General features: G+C 50.3%; 10 protein-coding genes. 3 read left to right on the forward strand and 7 right to left on the reverse strand.

The window, feature by feature from the left end:
• Positions 1-41 precede the first annotated feature (41 nt).
• Positions 42-3,659, forward strand: coding sequence for a non-ribosomal peptide synthetase (locus tag AS151_RS13965; RefSeq protein WP_071517670.1), 3,618 nt, complete (start codon positions 42-44; stop codon positions 3,657-3,659).
• Between the two features lie 148 nt (positions 3,660-3,807).
• A complete protein-coding gene (locus AS151_RS13970; RefSeq protein ID WP_071517671.1) occupies positions 3,808-8,901 on the forward strand; it encodes a type I polyketide synthase in 5,094 nt (1,697 codons plus the stop codon).
• A 303-nt stretch (positions 8,902-9,204) separates the two neighbouring features.
• On the opposite strand, the gene AS151_RS13975 is transcribed toward AS151_RS13970, so the two are convergent.
• Positions 9,205-9,873, reverse strand: a complete 669-nt coding sequence (locus AS151_RS13975; protein ID WP_244533016.1) for a Fe2+-dependent dioxygenase — start codon at positions 9,871-9,873, stop codon at positions 9,205-9,207.
• Positions 9,874-10,064: 191 nt separating this feature from the next.
• A complete protein-coding gene (locus AS151_RS21625) occupies positions 10,065-12,146 on the reverse strand; it encodes a hypothetical protein (protein WP_071517673.1) in 2,082 nt (693 codons plus the stop codon).
• Between the two features lie 569 nt (positions 12,147-12,715).
• Here AS151_RS21625 and AS151_RS13985 point away from each other — a divergent pair.
• The gene (locus AS151_RS13985) at positions 12,716-13,513 is read left to right on the forward strand and encodes an alpha/beta fold hydrolase (RefSeq protein WP_071517674.1); all 798 of its coding nucleotides are present in this window, start codon (positions 12,716-12,718) and stop codon (positions 13,511-13,513) included.
• A gap of 10 nt (positions 13,514-13,523) precedes the next feature.
• Here AS151_RS13985 and AS151_RS13990 read toward each other — a convergent pair whose 3' ends face one another.
• The 5 genes from AS151_RS13990 to AS151_RS14010 form a co-directional block, all read right to left on the reverse strand.
• Positions 13,524-14,345, reverse strand: a complete 822-nt coding sequence (locus AS151_RS13990) for an ABC transporter ATP-binding protein (RefSeq protein ID WP_071517675.1) — start codon at positions 14,343-14,345, stop codon at positions 13,524-13,526.
• Positions 14,346-14,357: 12 nt separating this feature from the next.
• Positions 14,358-15,443 carry an iron ABC transporter permease gene (locus AS151_RS13995; protein ID WP_071517699.1) on the reverse strand — a complete coding sequence of 362 codons (1,086 nt, stop codon included), beginning with the start codon at positions 15,441-15,443 and terminating at the stop codon, positions 14,358-14,360.
• Between the two features lie 9 nt (positions 15,444-15,452).
• Positions 15,453-16,421: an iron ABC transporter permease gene (locus tag AS151_RS14000; protein ID WP_071517700.1), complete on the reverse strand. Its 969-nt coding sequence runs from the start codon at positions 16,419-16,421 to the stop codon at positions 15,453-15,455.
• Positions 16,422-16,484: 63 nt separating this feature from the next.
• Positions 16,485-16,895: a biopolymer transporter ExbD gene (locus AS151_RS14005; RefSeq protein WP_071517676.1), complete on the reverse strand. Its 411-nt coding sequence runs from the start codon at positions 16,893-16,895 to the stop codon at positions 16,485-16,487.
• Positions 16,882-17,559: a MotA/TolQ/ExbB proton channel family protein gene (locus AS151_RS14010; protein WP_071517677.1), complete on the reverse strand. Its 678-nt coding sequence runs from the start codon at positions 17,557-17,559 to the stop codon at positions 16,882-16,884. The genes AS151_RS14005 and AS151_RS14010 overlap by 14 nt, the downstream gene beginning before the upstream one ends.
• Positions 17,560-17,643 lie beyond the last annotated feature (84 nt).

The raw sequence follows: 17,643 nt of genomic DNA on the forward strand, positions 1-17,643 counted from the left end.
CCTATTTTGCCAACCCTCACATCAGCAACCTCGATGATATTATGAGCGACCTTGCCAAACGAATTGCAGCTTTATCCCCCGAACAGCGGGAAAAACTGCTGCAAAAACTTTCCCAATCCCAATCAAAATCGTCCGATACAACTCAATCGCCTAGCGTTGAGGGCAGTCAAGATGCACCAGTTTCGCAAACGGGAGAAACGGTATTTCCCCTATCTGCTGCCCAACAGCGCCTGTGGTTTTTGGAACAACTGGTGGGAGAAAGTCCTTTCTACAACGTTCCTGGGGCTGTGGAAATTCAAGGACAACTAGACGCAAATATCTTGCAGCGCTGTTTTAGCGAAACGATCCGCCGCCACCAGGTATTGCGTACCCGATTTGCCAAGCAAAATGGCGAACCGGTCCAGATTGTCGATCCCCCTTTTCAACTGGAAATGCCAGTGGTGGATTTGCAGCAGACGGATTCTGCTTGTAAAGAGGAAAAAGCCCAACAATTGGCGCGAGAAGAAGCGGAAAAGCCTTTCGATCTGACAAAATCGCCTCTTTTGCGGACCAAGCTACTGCATTTGGAACGCGATCGCTACCTGTTGGTGTTTATCTCCCATCATATTATCTCCGATGCGTGGTCCCGTACGGTGATGCTGCGAGAGCTGACGACTTTGTACCAAGCCTTTTCCCAGCAGCAGCCTTTCTCCTGCGGAGACGCTTCGCGAACGCCGTTGCCGGAACTTTCCGTGCAATACGTGGATTTTGCTGTACGGCAAAACCAGTGGCTGCAAGGGGAAACCATGCAAAAACAACTGGATTACTGGCAGCAAAAATTGCATCCTTTACCACCAGTTTTGGAGTTGCCCTTCGCCCATCCCCGTCCCCAACAGCAAAGCTATCGCGGGGCACAGCATCAGTTAGTCGTAGAACCGGAATTGATGGCCTCTCTGCGATCGCTTGCCCGGCAGCACAATGCCACGCCCTACGTGGTGTTGCTAGCAGCATTCCAAACGCTGCTGTACCGCTATACTGGGGAAACAGATATTGCCGTCGGGTCACCCATTGCCAACCGCAACCATGCTGCTTACGAGCAGTTAATCGGCTTTTTTGCCAACACGTTGGTGCTGCGTTCCGATTTATCCGGCGATCCGACATTTTCAGAACTGCTCGACCGGGTACGCGAGACCGCCCTCGATGCTTATTCCAACCAGGATTTGCCCTTCGAGAAACTGGTAGAAGTTCTACAACCGCAGCGAGATACCAGCCATTCTCCCTTATTTCAAGTTCTATTTGCCTTTCACGATATGCCGGTTTTGCCGGAAATTCCAGGATTGAGCTTCAAACTGTGGGATTTGGATACGGCCACAGCCAAATTCGACCTCAGCTTGCTTTTGCGTGTGGACGAACAAAACCGGGGCATTATTACTTTAGAATACAATACCGATTTATTCGACTCAGAAACCATCGAACGCTTGGCCACCCACTGGCAAACGCTCTTAACCGATATTGCCAAGCAACCGTCGCAACCCATTTCGCAACTGTCTTTGCTGCCACCAGCCGAGCGACAGCAAGTTTTGCAAACCTTCCAAGCCACCGAAGTTGACTATCCAGAAACGCCCGTTCACCAGTTGTTTGTCGAACAGGTTGCCCAAACCCCCACGCGCGAAGCGGTATCTTTGGGAGAACAAACCCTCACCTATCAAACCCTCTACCAAAAAGCCAACCAACTAGCCCGCAAACTGCGATCGCTAGGCGTAGGACCGGAGACCCAAGTCGGCATTTGTCTGAGCGTTTCTCCAGAAATTTATGCCCAAAGGTCGGAAGCTTGGTTGCCAGTGGCTGTTTTGGGCGTCCTTTTGGCTGGCGGTGCCTACGTTCCCCTAGATCCCAACCTGCCTCAAGCACGTTTGGCTTATATGAGCGAGAACGCACAGGTCAAAATTGTCCTCACCCACGAGCATTTGCAAGCCAGGCTGCCCGATGGTTGTACGACTTTATGTTTGGATACCGACTCGGATGAGATTGCCAAGTATAGCGATGCTCCTTTAGAACCGCTGGCAACCCCTGGTGTTGACCGAACTGGTGCTGAGCCGCGTCGAAGCAGCCGAAACGTCGATAACCTGGCATACATCATTTATACATCCGGTTCCACCGGACAACCCAAGGGCGTGGCTATGACCCACCGTCCCCTCAACAACTTGATTCGCTTCCAGAGGCAAATCTCTCGCCTCCAGCAGCAAGGGGCACGTACCTTGCAGTTTGCAGCGTTCAGTTTTGACGTATTTTTCCAAGAGCTTTTTGCCACTTGGAGTGCCGGCGGAACGTTGGTTCTGATGCCAGATGAAGCCCGTCGCGACCCCAATCGCTGGTTGGAGCTAATGGTGCAAGAACGAGTCGAACGGGTCTTTTTGCCATTCGTCGCCCTATCGCAACTGGCTCAAGCCGCCCAACGTCGCGGAAAAATTCCCCAATCCTTACAAGAGATCGTTACAGCCGGGGAACAACTACAAATTACCCCTGCGATCGCGCGTTTTTTGGAAGCCTTGCCCAATTGCCGATTGCAAAATCAATACGGTCCTTCCGAAACCCACGTGGTCGCCACCTACACATTGTCAGGAAAACCCAATTCCTGGCCCAAGCTACCGCCTATCGGTCGTCCCATTGCCAACGCCAAACTGTACGTTCTCGACGAGAACTTGCAACCGGTTCCCATTGGCGTTCCCGGAGAACTGTGCGTCGGCGGTGTTTCCCTGGCGCGGGGATATTTCCGCAACCAACAGCAAACGGACGAACGTTTCATTACCAATCCCTTTGTAGCCGAACAGCACAAGCCACGTTTGTACAGAACCGGCGATCGCGCTCGCTTTCTCAGCGACGGCAACATCGAGTTTTTGGGACGCAACGACCGTCAAGTCAAACTCCGGGGATTTCGCTTGGAACTAGCAGAAGTAGAAGCGGCTTTGACCCAACATCCTCAAATTCGCGAAGCAGCGGTAGGGGTGCTTCGCGAAGCACCCGTACGGGATGATGGTACGGGCAAGCGTTTGGTCGCCTATATCGTTTGCTTCGACAAAGCTCAGCACAAGCCGCATAGTTCAAATTCAGACAATAACTGGCAGATGCTTCGGCAGGACTCAGCACAAGTGCTTCAACCAAGCTCAGTACAAGCTTTTTTGCGATCGCTACTGCCCGAGTATGCCATTCCTTCCCAATTTGTGGAATTAGAAGCTTTACCCACCACCCCCAGTGGCAAAATCGACCGGCGTTCCTTACCCGAACCCCAACCCCAACACACCAACACCTCTGCTTCGACAAAGCTCAGCACAAGCAGCAGCTACGTTGCTCCTAGAAACGACCTGGAATCGGACATTGCCCAGATGTGGCAGGAAATTTTGCAATGCGATCGCGTAGGCATCAACGACAACTTTTTCGACCTCGGCGGTCATTCCTTGCTCATCGTGCAATTGGGCGATCGCTTGTCCGAGTATCTACAACAGGAAATTCCGCTCGTCAAGCTATTTCAGTATCCCACCATCGCCAGCTTTGTGGAATATCTAAATTCTGCAAACAACAGCCCAACCAACCAGCAATCCCATCGCTCTACCAGACGCCAAAGAGCCCAAAACCGAACTGCCAACCTGCAGCAGCAACGAAAACGGCGACAGCGGCGGTGATTTTAATTGGGAGGGAGAGGGGGAGGAGTGGGAGAGGGGGCACCCTTCGGCAGTAGGGGGTTTCGCGAAACGCCCCTACTCAGGGCAAGTCGGCGCATCGGCGCATGGGGCTTCAAAGAAAACAATCGATCGTACTTGGTAAAAAATTATGGAAAACACAAACAACGATATCGCGATCGTAGGCATGACGGGCAGATTTCCTGGTGCCCGTTCGGTAGAGGAATTCTGGCAAAATTTGCGCGATGGTGTGGAATCCATCGAGTCTTTGAGCGAAGAACAACTGCAAGCGGCTGGCATCGCGCGCGAAACCTACAACCAGCCGAACTACGTTAAAGCAGCTCCCATTCTCAAAAACGATATTGCCGAATTTGATGCCTCGTTTTTTGGGTTGAGTCCTCGGGAAGCGGAACTGCTCGACCCCCAACAGCGATTCTTTTTAGAAGGCGCTTGGGAAGCGATGGAAAATGCCGGGTACAATCCACAAGACTGCGGGTTGCGAGCGGGCATTTATGCTGGTGTAGGGCGGAATACGTACCTGTTGTTCAACGTCTATCCCAACCGCGATACCATCGATACGGCGGGGGCGTTTGCTACCCTCATTAGCAACGATAAAGATTTCCTTGCCACCCGCGTTGCCTATTTTCTTAATTTCAAAGGGGCAAGTATCACCGTACAAACCGCTTGTTCTACGTCTTTGGTAGCAACGCATTTGGCTTGCCAGAGCCTGTTGAGCGGCGAAAACGATTTGGTGTTGGCGGGGGGTGTTTCCCTGAAGGTGCCACATACGGCTGGGTACGTTTACCAAGAAGGTGGGATTTATTCACCGGATGGGCACTGTCGCAGTTTCGATGCCCATGCCCAAGGAACGGTGGGTGGCAGCGGTATGGGCATTGTGGTGTTAAAACGTTTGGAAGATGCGATCGCGGATGGAGATACCATTCGCGGGGTTATTAAAGGGTCTGCCACCAACAACGATGGTGCTGTAAAAGTGGGATACACGGCTCCCAGCGTGACGGGGCAAGCGGATGTCATTGAAGAGGCGCTGTGCGTGGCGGATATCCATCCGGAAACCATTCAATACGTGGAAACCCACGGTACGGCAACACCGTTAGGCGACCCCATTGAAATCCAAGCTCTCACTTCGGCATTTCGTTCCAGTACCCAGAAAACAGGTTGGTGTGCCATTGGTTCGGTAAAAAGCAATGTGGGACATTTGGATACGGCAGCTGGTGTGGCAGGTCTAATCAAAACTGTGTTGGCATTGGAAAACCAACAAATTCCTCCTTCGTTGCATTGGGAACAACCCAATCCCCAAATTGATTTTGACAGTACCCCTTTCTTTGTCAATACGAAGCTACAAGATTGGCAGCGGTTCGACTCCAATGGCAGCCAGCAGGGGGAAACGCCGCGACGTGCAGGGGTTAGTTCCTTTGGCATCGGCGGTACCAACGCCCACGTCATTGTGGAAGAAGCACCCAAAACTTCCCCTGCTGCTACTTCCAGACCCCAACAACTATTGCTGCTTTCCACCAAAACCAAAACGGCTCTGGAAACGGCGACGACGAATTTAAAAACCTATCTGGAACAACAGAAACCAGACAACTTAGCTGACGTTGCCTATACACTACAAATCGGACGCCAGCATTTTTCCTATCGCCGTGCCATCGTCTGCGAAAACAATACGGCTGCCGCTGTAGAAGTTCTATCGTCGGGAACATTCGTAACTACAGGATACTGCGAAACCAGCGATCGCCCGGTATGTTTTATGTTTCCCGGTCAAGGTTCCCAATATGCCAACATGGGAAGGCAGTTGTACGAACGCGAACCCGTCTATCGCCAGTCGATCGATCGCAGTGCCGAGTTGTTCGCTCCCTATCTCGATCTGGATATTCGCGATATTTTGTATGCCGATGCTTCTACAGAGGACCATCAAGAACAACTTACCCATACCGCGATCGCGCAATGTGTTTTGTTTGCTGTCGAGTATGCTTTGGCACAACTGTGGCTTTCGATGGGTATTCAACCGAAAGCAGCCATTGGACATAGCATTGGCGAATACGTGGCGGCTTGTCTGGCAGGGGTGTTTGACCTAGAAGATGCTCATGCGTTAGTTGCCCAACGGGGCAAGCTGATGGAACAAGCACCCACCGGCAGCATGTTGAGCGTAGGGCTACCGGCAGCAGAGCTAGAACCCATGCTTGGTGGGGCAGGCACGGGGGCGCTTCGCGAAGCGCCCCTACAGTATACGGTGGCAGCCATCAATGCTCCCTCTTTGTGTGTTGTTTCTGGAGAAGAAAATGCGATCGCGCGTTTGCAATCGACCCTAGAGGCACGCGGAGTGGTTTGTCGCCCCCTCCACGTTCGTCATGCCTTTCATTCTCCTAGCATGAACGCCGCTGCCGAACAATTCGCTGCTATTGTAGAACGGACTTCCCTCCATCCCCCGCATTTACCTTTTATTTCCAATGTCACCGGCACTTGGATTACCGAAGCGCAAGCCACCGACCCCCACTATTGGGCGCAACACATCCGCCAACCCGTACGTTTTGCCGATGGTGCTGCCGAACTGATGCGCTGCTTCGACCAAGCTCAGCACAAGCAAGCAATTCTGTTGGAAGTGGGACCGGGGAGAACCCTGCAAACGCTAGTCCGACTTGCAGCGAGCGAAACCGAACCGCAGCAGCTTCAGGATGATGCCGAACCTGTGGTTCTTACTTCCATGCGCCATCCCCAACAACCAACCAATGATACCCACCACCTGCTTGCAACCCTAGGGCAACTGTGGCGTTATGGGGTTACCATTGATTGGCAAGGCTTTTACCAGCAAGAAAAGCGTCGCCGCATTCCGCTACCCACCTATCCTTTTGAACGGCAGCGTTACTGGATCGATCCGCCTAGCAAATCTTCCCAAGACCGGCAGCCAGAATCTACAACCAGCGAGGAGTTGCAACAGAGAAATCCTTTTGACGAATGGTTCTATACACCCACGTGGAAGCGTTTGCCTCGACGTAGTACAGCACAAACTGTATTGGCTGCCTCTCCGACAACTGCAACCAGCAATGCCGGAACCCACTGGCTGGTATTTACAGATAGACAAGATGTGGGTAATTCGCTACTGCAACAAGTCCAGCAACAGCTTGCAGATGAAGGAGAATTGGACTATATCTGCATAGCCGTTGTCATGGGCGAAGAATTTGCTCAAATCGATGCCAACACCTATGCCATAAATCCGCGCCAGCGGCAAGATTACCGCATGCTGTGGCAAGAGCTGGTTCGACGCGATGCACTGCCCCAACAAATCGTCCATTGCTGGAATCTTGACTATAGCGATAGTTTGGATTTGGGATTCTACAGCTTGCTCTATCTGGCACAAGCAATAGGCGAGAGCGATGTTACCGAACCGATAACTTTCACCACAGTGAGCGATCGCGCTTACGAAGTGGTCGGAATGGAATCTATTCGTCCCGAACAAGCCACATTGCAGGGTATTTGTCAAGTCATTTCCCAAGAATATTCCAATATTTCCTGTCGCTTGGTAGATGTGCTCCTGCCAAGGATTCAACATAGCTCAGCAGATTCGCAGGCGCAACGCGAAGCGCCCCTACTTGCCCAACAAATTCTTGGTGAAATCCAAGTATCGGCAAACGAAGGCTTCGACGAAGCTCAGTACAAGTCGCCTGTGGCATATCGCGGCGGCTATCGCTGGATTCGTTCGTTTGATGCAATTTCTTTACCAGCAACCAGTGAAGGGATGCCCCATCGCCTGAAGCAAGGCGGCGTTTACTTGATTACTGGCGGTCTGGGTGGCATTGGTTTGTCGGTGGCTCGATATCTTGCCGATACGGTACAAGCCAAATTAATTTTGGTAACCCGTTCCGGTTTGCCAGCGCTAGAGAAAGGGTCCGATGCTTCGGCAGGGGTGAGCACAAGTTTCCTGACATCGCAGCCAGAAGAACCCCCTGTAGTCCCCCTTAGTAAGGGGGACGGCGGCAGCTGGGGGGAAGAAGACAAAACCAGCCAAAAAATTAGGGCAGTTCAAGATTTGAAACAGCGCGGTGCCGAAGTTTTGGTGCTTGCTGCCGACGCAAGCGATCGCGATGGCATGGAATCTGCGATCGCAACTGGAGAATCTCGTTTTGGTCCCATCAATGGGGTGGTTCATGCTGCTGGGGTTGCTGGCGGCGGTATTATTCAATTGAAAGACCCAACACAAGCCGATGCGGTTCTATCTGCGAAAGTTCGCGGTTCGGTGGTGTTGGATGAATTATTGCGCGATCGGGAGTTGGATTTTATGGTGCTTTGTTCTTCCCTAAGTTCCGTTATCGGTGGTGTGGGTCAAGTGGACTATTGCGCTGCCAATGCCTTTTTAGATGCTTTTGCCCGCGATCGCACAGCCAGAACCAACCAATACACTGTTTCGATTAATTGGGATGTGTGGCAAGAGGTTGGCATGGCGGTAGGTACGGAAGTGCCAGAATTGCTGCAAAAACAGCGTCAAGAAAGCATCGATTCGGGGCTATCGCCGGCGGAAGGAATTGCAGCTTTCCGTCACATTCTCGATAGCGATTTGCCTCACGTTTTGGTTTCTACCAAAAATTTAGATGATGTTATCGAAAACCGCCGTTCGGATATTGGTTTGGAAGATAAACTGGCGCAGTTGGAATCGCAAACAGAAGAACCAAGTACCCCTGCAACCACCTATCCCCGTCCTAATTTAGAAACCACCTACGTAGCCCCGCGCAATAGCATCGAACGCACCATTGCTGCCACCTGGCAAGATTTTCTGGGTATTGACGATGTGGGCATACATGATGACTTTTTTGAGTTGGGCGGTCATTCCCTGTTGGCGGCGCGTATTATTTCTCAACTGCGCGATCGCTTTCAACAAGAAATTCCCATCGATACCTTGTTCAAAACGCCAACGATTGCCGGGATAGCTGCTGTTATTCAGGACAACACTGCTGCTTCGACAAAGGTTCGTACAAAATCACCAGAACCAGATTCTACTCCGGAATCAATTTCTACCGATGCTTCGGCAGGGCTCAGCACAAGTGCTTCAACAAAGCTCAGCACAAGCGACGCTCAAGTCACCATTTTACCCACCCTCCGTACCGAAGCCCATAAGAAGCTTACCAAACTGGACGAACTTTCCGAACGCGATGTGGATGCTCTCTTACAGCGTTGCCTATCTCAAGAAAACTTATCTCAGGAGGAGATAGATATGTATCTGCAAAACAACTGATACCATTTCTGAAAAATAATGATTGTATGGTATTTGCCAATTGCCCTGGTAGGGGGGCTTCGCGAAGCGCCCCTACTCACGCGTTGCGCCCCTACAAAAATGCCTCTATTATCTCTTGCAGATTATTAAGGAAATGGTACTATACCAGAGAATACCAAATCCGACATGAGCAAACCACAATTATTCTGTAGGGGCAACCCCCCGTGGTTGCCCCTTTTTTGTGGAATAGGAGGGCACTACCCCGACGTTTTTGTAGGTCTACACACATCGGATGTGTTATGAAACTCCCAGGTGTTTGTTTTGTCAGGACTCGATCCACTTACGTAATAAGTTTGAATGGGTCTTACACAAGATATCAAATTCTTTTGTGTTGCCGTATTTTTTATAAAGGGCCTGTCGTACGGTTTCTAATTCAAAGAGAATTTGTCGTTCTTCTGCATCGCGAATCCAACTTTGTATCCACGTTACGCCAGCAAAACGGATTCCCGAGGTTACTGTACCTACGCGGTGAAATCTAGAAGAAGGATAAACAACCATAGAGCCAGCATTTAACTTAACATACTTTTCTCCCCACTCCGTATCGATAATCAACTCACCTCCCTCGTAGCTAGATGGATCGCTTAAAAATAAGGTTATTGATAAATCCGAACGGGTTTTATTCTCTTTTCCGATTAAAGCATTGTCGGTATGCATGCCGTAAGACATACCAGTTTCGTAGCGGCTAAATAGAATAGGATGAATTTTTCGAGGTCGAACGGCACTTTGAAATAAATTGTTCCGTTGCAATGCTTGCAATACAATATCTCGAATCTCTGTGACAGAAGTTTCTTTTTCGGAAAGCTGCTGGTTATTTTTAACCTGTTTGGCATGCCATCCGGCGGTTAATTTTCCATCTATAAACTTTGCTGCTTCTAAACGAGCAACAATTGTTTTCACTTCATCCGGTGTCAAAACATCGTCAATGACAAGCATAATATATTAACCAGTGGTTGTCTTCTCGATCTAGAGTTGGCAGTTCGTTTAAGAAGAACCGATCGTTGCCGTTTTTTTGGTTACGAATTGCCCATATTTGGGATTTGGGAAGAAAAAAGCGGTCAATAAAGAAAATGGCTCTTATCAAAGACCGCTTTTTTATTTCTAATTGCCTACAGCTGGTGTTGAAGCTAGGAGAAAAATCCAAGATTGGGGGCAAAATCCTCAACCAAATTAACCATAGCCGTTAAGGAATCAGCACTATCAATTTGGCCGCTGCCTACAACTTGTGCTTGAGGTTCGAGAACATTATTGCCCATGGTGGCATCGCTGAGAATCACGATATCGCCAGCTTCGGCGTCCACGCTGTTCCCACTAGGCAATTGCGAGAAGGCAAAAGCATTGGGATCCACGCTTGCCTGAAAGCTGACCGATCCCCCATTGTTCAGAAGGAAATCTACGTTGGAATCTTCAAATACTTCCACACCAAATGTTTCGCTTTCAACTCGAGAACCTAGCTGAATCTGGACGGAGTGACCGGAATCAAAGAAACGAGCAATTTGGTCGGACGTTGCAGCAGCATCGGTGGTGCTACCTTCACCAGCTTCACCAGCTTCACCAGCTTCACCGGATTCGCCAGCTTCACCGGATTCGCCAGCTTCACCGGATTCGCCAGATTCACCAGATTCACCAGATTCACCAGATTCGCCAGCTTCACCGCCTTCACCGCCTTCACCAGATTCGCCAGATTCACCAGCTTCACCAGATTCGCCAGCTTCACCAGATTCGCCAGCTTCACCAGATTCGCCAGCTTCACCAGCTTCGCCAGCTTCACCAGATTCGCCAGCTTCACCAGCTTCACCGGCTTCACCGCCTTCACCAGCTTCGCTAGTAAAGAAAGCATCACTAGTTGCTGAAGACTGAGATATTAGTTCTGAATGAAAACTCAACAAATCCTCACTACCAGTAGCAGCTGCCAGAGAGAATTCCGTAACTATGTCATGACCATCGCCAGAACTATATCGGAATTCATCTCGACCAGCACCACCATTCAAGAGATCGTTTCCTTCGTCTGGTGAGAGAACATCGTTTCCATCACTACCGTTTAAGGTATCGCTTCCTAGACCTCCCTCAAGAAAATCGTTTCCAGAACTTCCAGAGATAAAGTTGTTTTGGGCATCACCTTGAAGGAATTGACCGGCAGCGAAATTGATGTTGGAAGCAAAGTCGCTAACCAAGTTAGCCATAGCCGGTAAAGCATCAGCACTACTAATTTGGCCGCTGCCTATTACCTGTGCTTGAGGTTCTAGCACATCATTGCCCATGGCAGCATCGCGAACAACGATGAGATCGCCAGCTTCGGCATCTACGCTATTACCACTAGGCAATCGCGAAAAAGCAAAGGCATTCGGATCTAGGCTTGCCTGAAAGCTAACCGAACCCCCATCTTTCATAAGGAAGTTTATATTGGAGTTTTCAAAGACTTCCACACCAAACGTTTCGCTCTCGACTCGAGAACCTAAGCGAATCTGGACGGAGTGACCGGAATCAAAGAAACGAGCAATGTTATCGAAACTTGCAGCCATATCGGTGGTGCCAGCTTCACCAGCTTCACCGCCTTCACCGCCTTCACCGCCTTCACCAGATTCGCCAGCTTCACCAGATTCACCAGCTTCACCAGATTCGCCAGCTTCACCAGATTCGCCAGCTTCACCAGATTCGCCAGCTTCACCAGCTTCACCAGCTTCACCGGATTCGCCAGCTTCACCAGATTCGCCAGCTTCACCAGATTCGCCAGCTTCACCAGCTTCACCAGCTTCACCAGCTTCACCAGCTTCACCGCCTTCACCGGCTTCGCCACCTTCACCGGCTTCGCCATTTATAAAACTAGAAAAGTCAGCCGTTGCTGAAGAAGCAGACAGCAATTCTGGATCGAAACTCAATACATCCTCATCACCAGCAGCAGCTGCTAAATTAAAATCGGTTATAAAATCGCGATTGCCACCAGAGATGTACTGAAACGTGTCTTTGCCAGCACCACCAGTGAGGATATCGAAGCCCTCATCTCCTGAAAGGGTATCGTTGCCATTACCGCCATTCAAGAGGTCGTTCCCTCCTTGAGCGTGAATGCGATCGCTCCCTTCAGTGCCAAAAAGAATGTTATCCTGCCTGTTTCCGTTCATGAGTTGATTCCCAGTGCTGGAATTGGAAGCTACTGTATCTGCTGAAGAAGTAACTGTCAGGTCTTTTTCGTGCTTGGAAAGATCCGCCATAAAAATATATCTGCTTGATGTACGGGGAGCTAGAAGACATTGTTGCTAATAGCTCGCAACCATTATATGCATTTATTGCATATTCTTTGCAAGTAGTTGCAGAATTTTTTCGTATCGCTGCATGCTGGTCGTAGCTCTAAGCTGCCCAAAAATGGACGAGCGGACTGCGTCTTTGGACTGTTATCATCAACCTGTCAGCTTGCTACTAGCCCTGTACTATGGGAACATGCAAAAATTAGGGGTTCGTAAAACTTCACACAGTTGTCAAATCGATACGCCAAACTATATCTCCCGCCATCACTTGCTGCTACCAAGCATACAATAGACTTGCCCAGAAGATTGATGAAAATTGTTTTCAAAAAAATGAATTTTGATTATTATTGATAGGGGTTGGCAAACGGGTACCTTGATGGCTTCAAAAGTTACTCGAAAAAATAAAAATCCCCAAAAAACAAGTTGATTCTAGAAAGACGATCCAAAATTTAACTCAATGGGAAGCTCTGTAAAACCAGACATATCTAAAAAACCTAATTTCATCAAGCAATTGGTCCTTTTTTTGTAACCTGATTATGACTTCTACTTCCACAAGCAACTGGATTCAAATTCCTAGACCCAATCCCACCGCTCGCTGGCGTTTGTTCTGTTTCCCCTATGCTGGTGGTTCGGCGCGGGTCTTTTATTCCTGGTTGGAGAAACTAGATACCGATATCGAACTCTGCCCGGTGGAACTGCCCGGTCACGGTCGGCGTTTGGCAGAATCTCCCTATACGCGGCTGTTTCCTTTGGTAGAAGCGATCGCAAGTGAAATCGCTCCCTTTCTCGATCGTGCTTATGCCTTCTTTGGTCACAGTATGGGGGCTTTACTGGCATTTGAACTAACGCGACATTTGCGCGAGCAAGAAATGACACTACCCGACCATCTGTTTCTTTCCGGGCGTCGCCCTCCTCAATTTCCCGACGACGACCCCCCAACCGCCAATCTCTCGGATGCAGAATTAATCGAGAAACTGCGCTGGCTGCGAGGAACGCCTCCAGAAATTTTAGAAAATGACGAGCTACGAGAGCTGCTGTTTCCCGTTCTTCGAGCTGATTTTGCCGTTTGCGAAACCTACGAACCTACCTGGCGAGACCCCCTACCCTGCCCCATCACGGCATTTGGCGGTCGGCGGGATCCAGCCACGCGCCAAGGCGAACTTCGCCAATGGCGGCATCACACCAGTGCCGAGTTTTCCAAAAAAGTATTTGGTGGCAATCACTTTTTCTTGCATTCTGCCCGCGATCGCTTATTACCGGCGATCGCCCAACAATTAAAAAGCAAGGATAATTCAAAACCAAACAACAAAAAAAGATGGTTCGATCTTCGGTGAGCATCTTTTATCACTTCGTGCGATCGCCGGTCGGGCAAGGGCTGACAGGCACGCACATGGGTGTATCTGTCACCGGATCGGGAACAATGCGGCATTCCAAGTCAAACACTTCCCGTACAATGGACTCGGTCATCACCTCCTGCGGGCTGCCACAGGCACGCAATTGACCGTCTTTCACCGCCATCAAAAAATCTGCATAGCGACAAGCCTGATTGAGGTCGTGCAAAACCATGACAATCGTGCGTTTTTGCTCTTGATTGAGCTGGCGCAACAAATCCAACAATTCAATTTGGCGGGCAATATCCAAGTACGTCGTTGGTTCGTCCAACAACAAAATATCCGTATCCTGCGCCAAAACCGTAGCCACCCAAGCTCGTTGTTGCTGCCCTCCCGACAGGGTTTCGATGGGGCGGTGAGCAAACTCTTGAATGCGAGCGGTTTGCATGGCTTGTTCCACCATGGTTTCGTCTTCGCGGGACCACTGCTGCAGCCAATTTTGATAGGGATAGCGTCCTTGGGCCACCAACTCTTTGACCGTCAGCCCTGCCGGCGTACTGGGATTTTGCGGGAGAATGCCCAGCCGTTTGGCAACGCCTTTGGTGGGCAGTTGGCGAATATCGTTGCCATCCAAATAAACCACCCCGTGCGTTGGTTTGAGCAAGCGAGCCAATCCCCGCAACAAAGTAGATTTGCCGCAACCATTAGGACCAACCAACACGGAAATGGCTTGGGCTGGCACCGCCAGGCTTAAATCTACCACAATAGGATTTTTTTCGTAACCCAGACTCAGATTTTGGGCAGTCAGTCGGTAAGTAGGAGCGTTCCGATCCATAGTTTTGCTCGATTAGAAGTTCTTGCGAAGTAAGAGAAACAGCAAGTAAGGGGCACCGATAATGGCAGTCACAATACCACAAGGCAGTTCAATGGGAGAAAACAGCAGCCGACCCGTGACATCGGCAAGAACCACAATGGTACCACCTACCATGGCAGCAGTAGGCATCAATCCCTCGTGGGCAGAACCCACCAGCTTGCGCGATAAATGCGGTGCCATTAACCCCACAAACTGAATCGAACCGGCTGTGGCTACGGATGCTGCTGCCAAGGCTACGCCGCAAAACAACAAGGTTCCCCGCCGCCATTCTACCGGACTTCCCAATCCTCGGGCCACATCCTCTCCCAAAGCCAAAATGTTCAACTCCCGGGCCATAGCAAACCCCACTGCCCCGCATCCCACCAACCAAGGCAGCAATGCCCAAACTTGGTCCCAACTGCGTCCGTACACGCTACCGGCCAGCCAAATCAGGGCTTGGGAAACATTGTCTATTTCGCCGAAGACAATGGTGAGGTCGGTGGCGGCGGTGGCAATAAAACTGAAGCCAATACCCACCAGGATAAACCGGGCGCTGGAGGTGCCGCCACGCCATGCCAAGATATAAATCAGAAAAGCGATCGCGATGCCTCCCAAAAAGGCAGCTATCGGTAAGGCAGAAACCGGCGCTTGCGGCCACCATACCAAACAGATAACAGCAGCGAGGGAAGCACCGCCGTTGATACCAATAATACCGGGGGCAGCTAGCGGGTTGCGCGCTATGCCTTGCACGATGGTACCAGCAATGCCTAGGGAGGCACCCACGAAAAAAGCTACCAAGGTACGCGGCAAACGTAAGGTTGTCACCACAAAGGCAGCGTCGCGATCGCCGGTGGAGATTCCCAAAAGAATTTTGATGACATTAATCGGCGAAATGGCATATTCTCCATAGCCAATAGCGATCGCTATCGCCACCAAGGTAATGACCGCCAGTACCAACAAAACCACCGGTACCCGCCGGTCCCAGCGAAAAGAAAACGGCAAGGGCGGGCAGCGAATCACCAACTCACCGGATTTCGATTGTTTGTCAATTTTCAATGGCAACCCATCGATTTTGGACATTTGACTCATTTACCTTAATTTGGCGCGTACCAAATAAATGAAAAAAGGCGCTCCCACCAGAGGCGTGACCAACCCGACGGGCAATTCTTGCGGTCGAACAGCCACGCGGGCCACAATATCGGAAAGCAACAGCAAAATCGCCCCCAGCAAAGCAGCGTGGGGCACAATCTTACGGTAATCCCATCCCACCAGAAAACGAGTGAGGTGCGGTACGATGAGACCAATAAAACCAATGGGACCAGCGATCGCAACGCTACCGCCAGCCAACAAAACCACGCTCGTTGCCGCTGCCATTTGGATCCAAACTGTTTTTTGTCCCAGTCCTTGGGCAATTTCTGTACCCAAACTCAGGGTAGTTAACTGCCGCCGCAAAGCCAAAGCCAACACCAGTCCCACACTCAGATAGGGAAGCACTTGCACGATTAAGTCAAAATCCCTACCAGCGGTGGACCCCACCAACCAAAAACGAATTTCATCCAAGGTGCGTTGGTTGAGAACCAGGACAGCGGTGGTTAGAGAACTCATAAGTGCCGCCATGGCAGCCCCGGCAATGGTTATATTAAAATAAGTAGCTCCCCCCTGCCCAAAAGAACTGAAGGTATAAACCGCGATCGCTGTAACGGCAGCACCTAACAACGCCAGCCAAATATACGTACTTAGGGAAGAAAATCCCCATACCGACGCTGATAAAACCACTGCCAAAGCCGCACCGGCATTCACCCCCAAAATGACGGGAGAAGCTAGGGGGTTGCGGGTGATGCTTTGCATGATGGCACCGGCTACAGCCAGGGAACTGCCCACCAGCATCGCCACCAGCGATCGCGGCAACCGCACCGTAGTTACAATTAAATGGGCTTCGGAACCGTCATAGGCAAAAAAAGCCTCGTAAACGGTTGAAATGGGGATTTCCTTCGCTCCCAACAGCAAACTGATGAGGAATATCCCCAACAGAACCAGCAATTCCACTGGCAAAACCATGGCCGGCGATCGCACTTTTTGGGAAATCAAAGAGGTTTTTGCCACGATTTGTCCGGATTCTACTTATTCTTCCGATTCCGATTCTGTCGCGATCGCGAGTTGCAAGCCATCCACGCGCCGCAAACGATCCATCACCCGCACCACCCGACCGTGAGCCACTTGTTCGTCAGCATTCACAATGGCCAACTTTTTTGTACCAGATTCAATTTCCTTACGCACGGTGGGCAAAAGTTGCTCCATCTCCACAGACGTTTTGTTTACAGAAAGGGTACCATCGGCAGCAATGGTAATGTAAATTTCGCTGGAACTTTGCGACTCGCCAGTAGAAGCCTCCGGTAAGTTCACCGGCAATCCTTCCGACCGAGTTAAGAACAAGGTAGAAATCACGAAAAACGCCAAAATCGAGAAAATAATATCAATAGCTGGCACAATATTAATTCCAGCAGGGCGATCGGGTTCCTCATTGAGACGCATATTCGGTGTTCTCCTTCTGATAGTTTGGTTCGCTGTGACCGTTCTGATTGCTTTGACGGCGATAGAGCAGTTCTAGCTGTCCGCCGTACTCTTGAATCATAGCCAACTGACGTGTATAAAAACCACGGAACAAGTTGGCAAACAGCAGCGTAACAATCGCCACCACCAATCCCATCACCGTGGATACCAAGGCTTCGCTGATACCGCCAGTGACAGCAGTGGTGTTTTCGCCTCCCACTTCACCAATTTGTAAGGAACTAAAGGCTTGAATCAAACCCAAAATCGTTCCCAACAGACCCAGCAATGGCGAAACGCTGATAATGGTATCAAAAACCGTGTTGAAGCGTTTGAGGAGGGGAATTTCTGCTTGGGAAGCACTTTCGAGCGCCAAACGAAATTCCTCGGGATTGGGGTGGTCGAGTTCCAAAGCTTCTAGAAAAATCCGCGCTAGAGGCAGATTGAGGTTTTGTTTGAGACGCTGAATCGCCAAATGGGGTTCTTCTGGGTAAACGCGCAAAACATCCCGAATCAGGCGCTTTTGACGCCTTTGGATGCGACTCCAAAAGATTAAGCGTTCGATAATCAGCGTTACCGAGACAATGGAAAATCCCAGCAACGGCCAGGCAATGATTCCTCCAGAAGTAAAAAAGTTGCTAAACGACATAAAAACAGCTTACGAACAATTCTAATTGACCAATACAAGGCGCAAGGCACGAACGTTCTCGAAGGCTTCGAGAGCATGTCACGA

It is taken from the genome of Geitlerinema sp. PCC 9228 (assembly GCF_001870905.1).
Classification (GTDB): Bacteria; Cyanobacteriota; Cyanobacteriia; order Cyanobacteriales; family PCC-9228; genus PCC-9228.

Coding starts and splice junctions, on each gene's coding strand:
- AS151_RS14010 (WP_071517677.1), bottom strand. CDS start 17,559: ATGTCGTTTAGCAACTTTTTTACTTCTGGAGGAATCATTGCCTGGCCG.
- AS151_RS13975 (WP_244533016.1), bottom strand. CDS start 9,873: ATGCTTGTCATTGACGATGTTTTGACACCGGATGAAGTGAAAACAATT.
- AS151_RS14005 (WP_071517676.1), bottom strand. CDS start 16,895: ATGCGTCTCAATGAGGAACCCGATCGCCCTGCTGGAATTAATATTGTG.
- AS151_RS13965 (WP_071517670.1), top strand. CDS start 42: ATGAGCGACCTTGCCAAACGAATTGCAGCTTTATCCCCCGAACAGCGG.
- AS151_RS13995 (WP_071517699.1), bottom strand. CDS start 15,443: ATGTCCAAAATCGATGGGTTGCCATTGAAAATTGACAAACAATCGAAA.
- AS151_RS13985 (WP_071517674.1), top strand. CDS start 12,716: ATGACTTCTACTTCCACAAGCAACTGGATTCAAATTCCTAGACCCAAT.
- AS151_RS14000 (WP_071517700.1), bottom strand. CDS start 16,421: ATGGTTTTGCCAGTGGAATTGCTGGTTCTGTTGGGGATATTCCTCATC.
- AS151_RS13990 (WP_071517675.1), bottom strand. CDS start 14,345: ATGGATCGGAACGCTCCTACTTACCGACTGACTGCCCAAAATCTGAGT.
- AS151_RS13970 (WP_071517671.1), top strand. CDS start 3,808: ATGGAAAACACAAACAACGATATCGCGATCGTAGGCATGACGGGCAGA.
- AS151_RS21625 (WP_071517673.1), bottom strand. CDS start 12,146: ATGGCGGATCTTTCCAAGCACGAAAAAGACCTGACAGTTACTTCTTCA.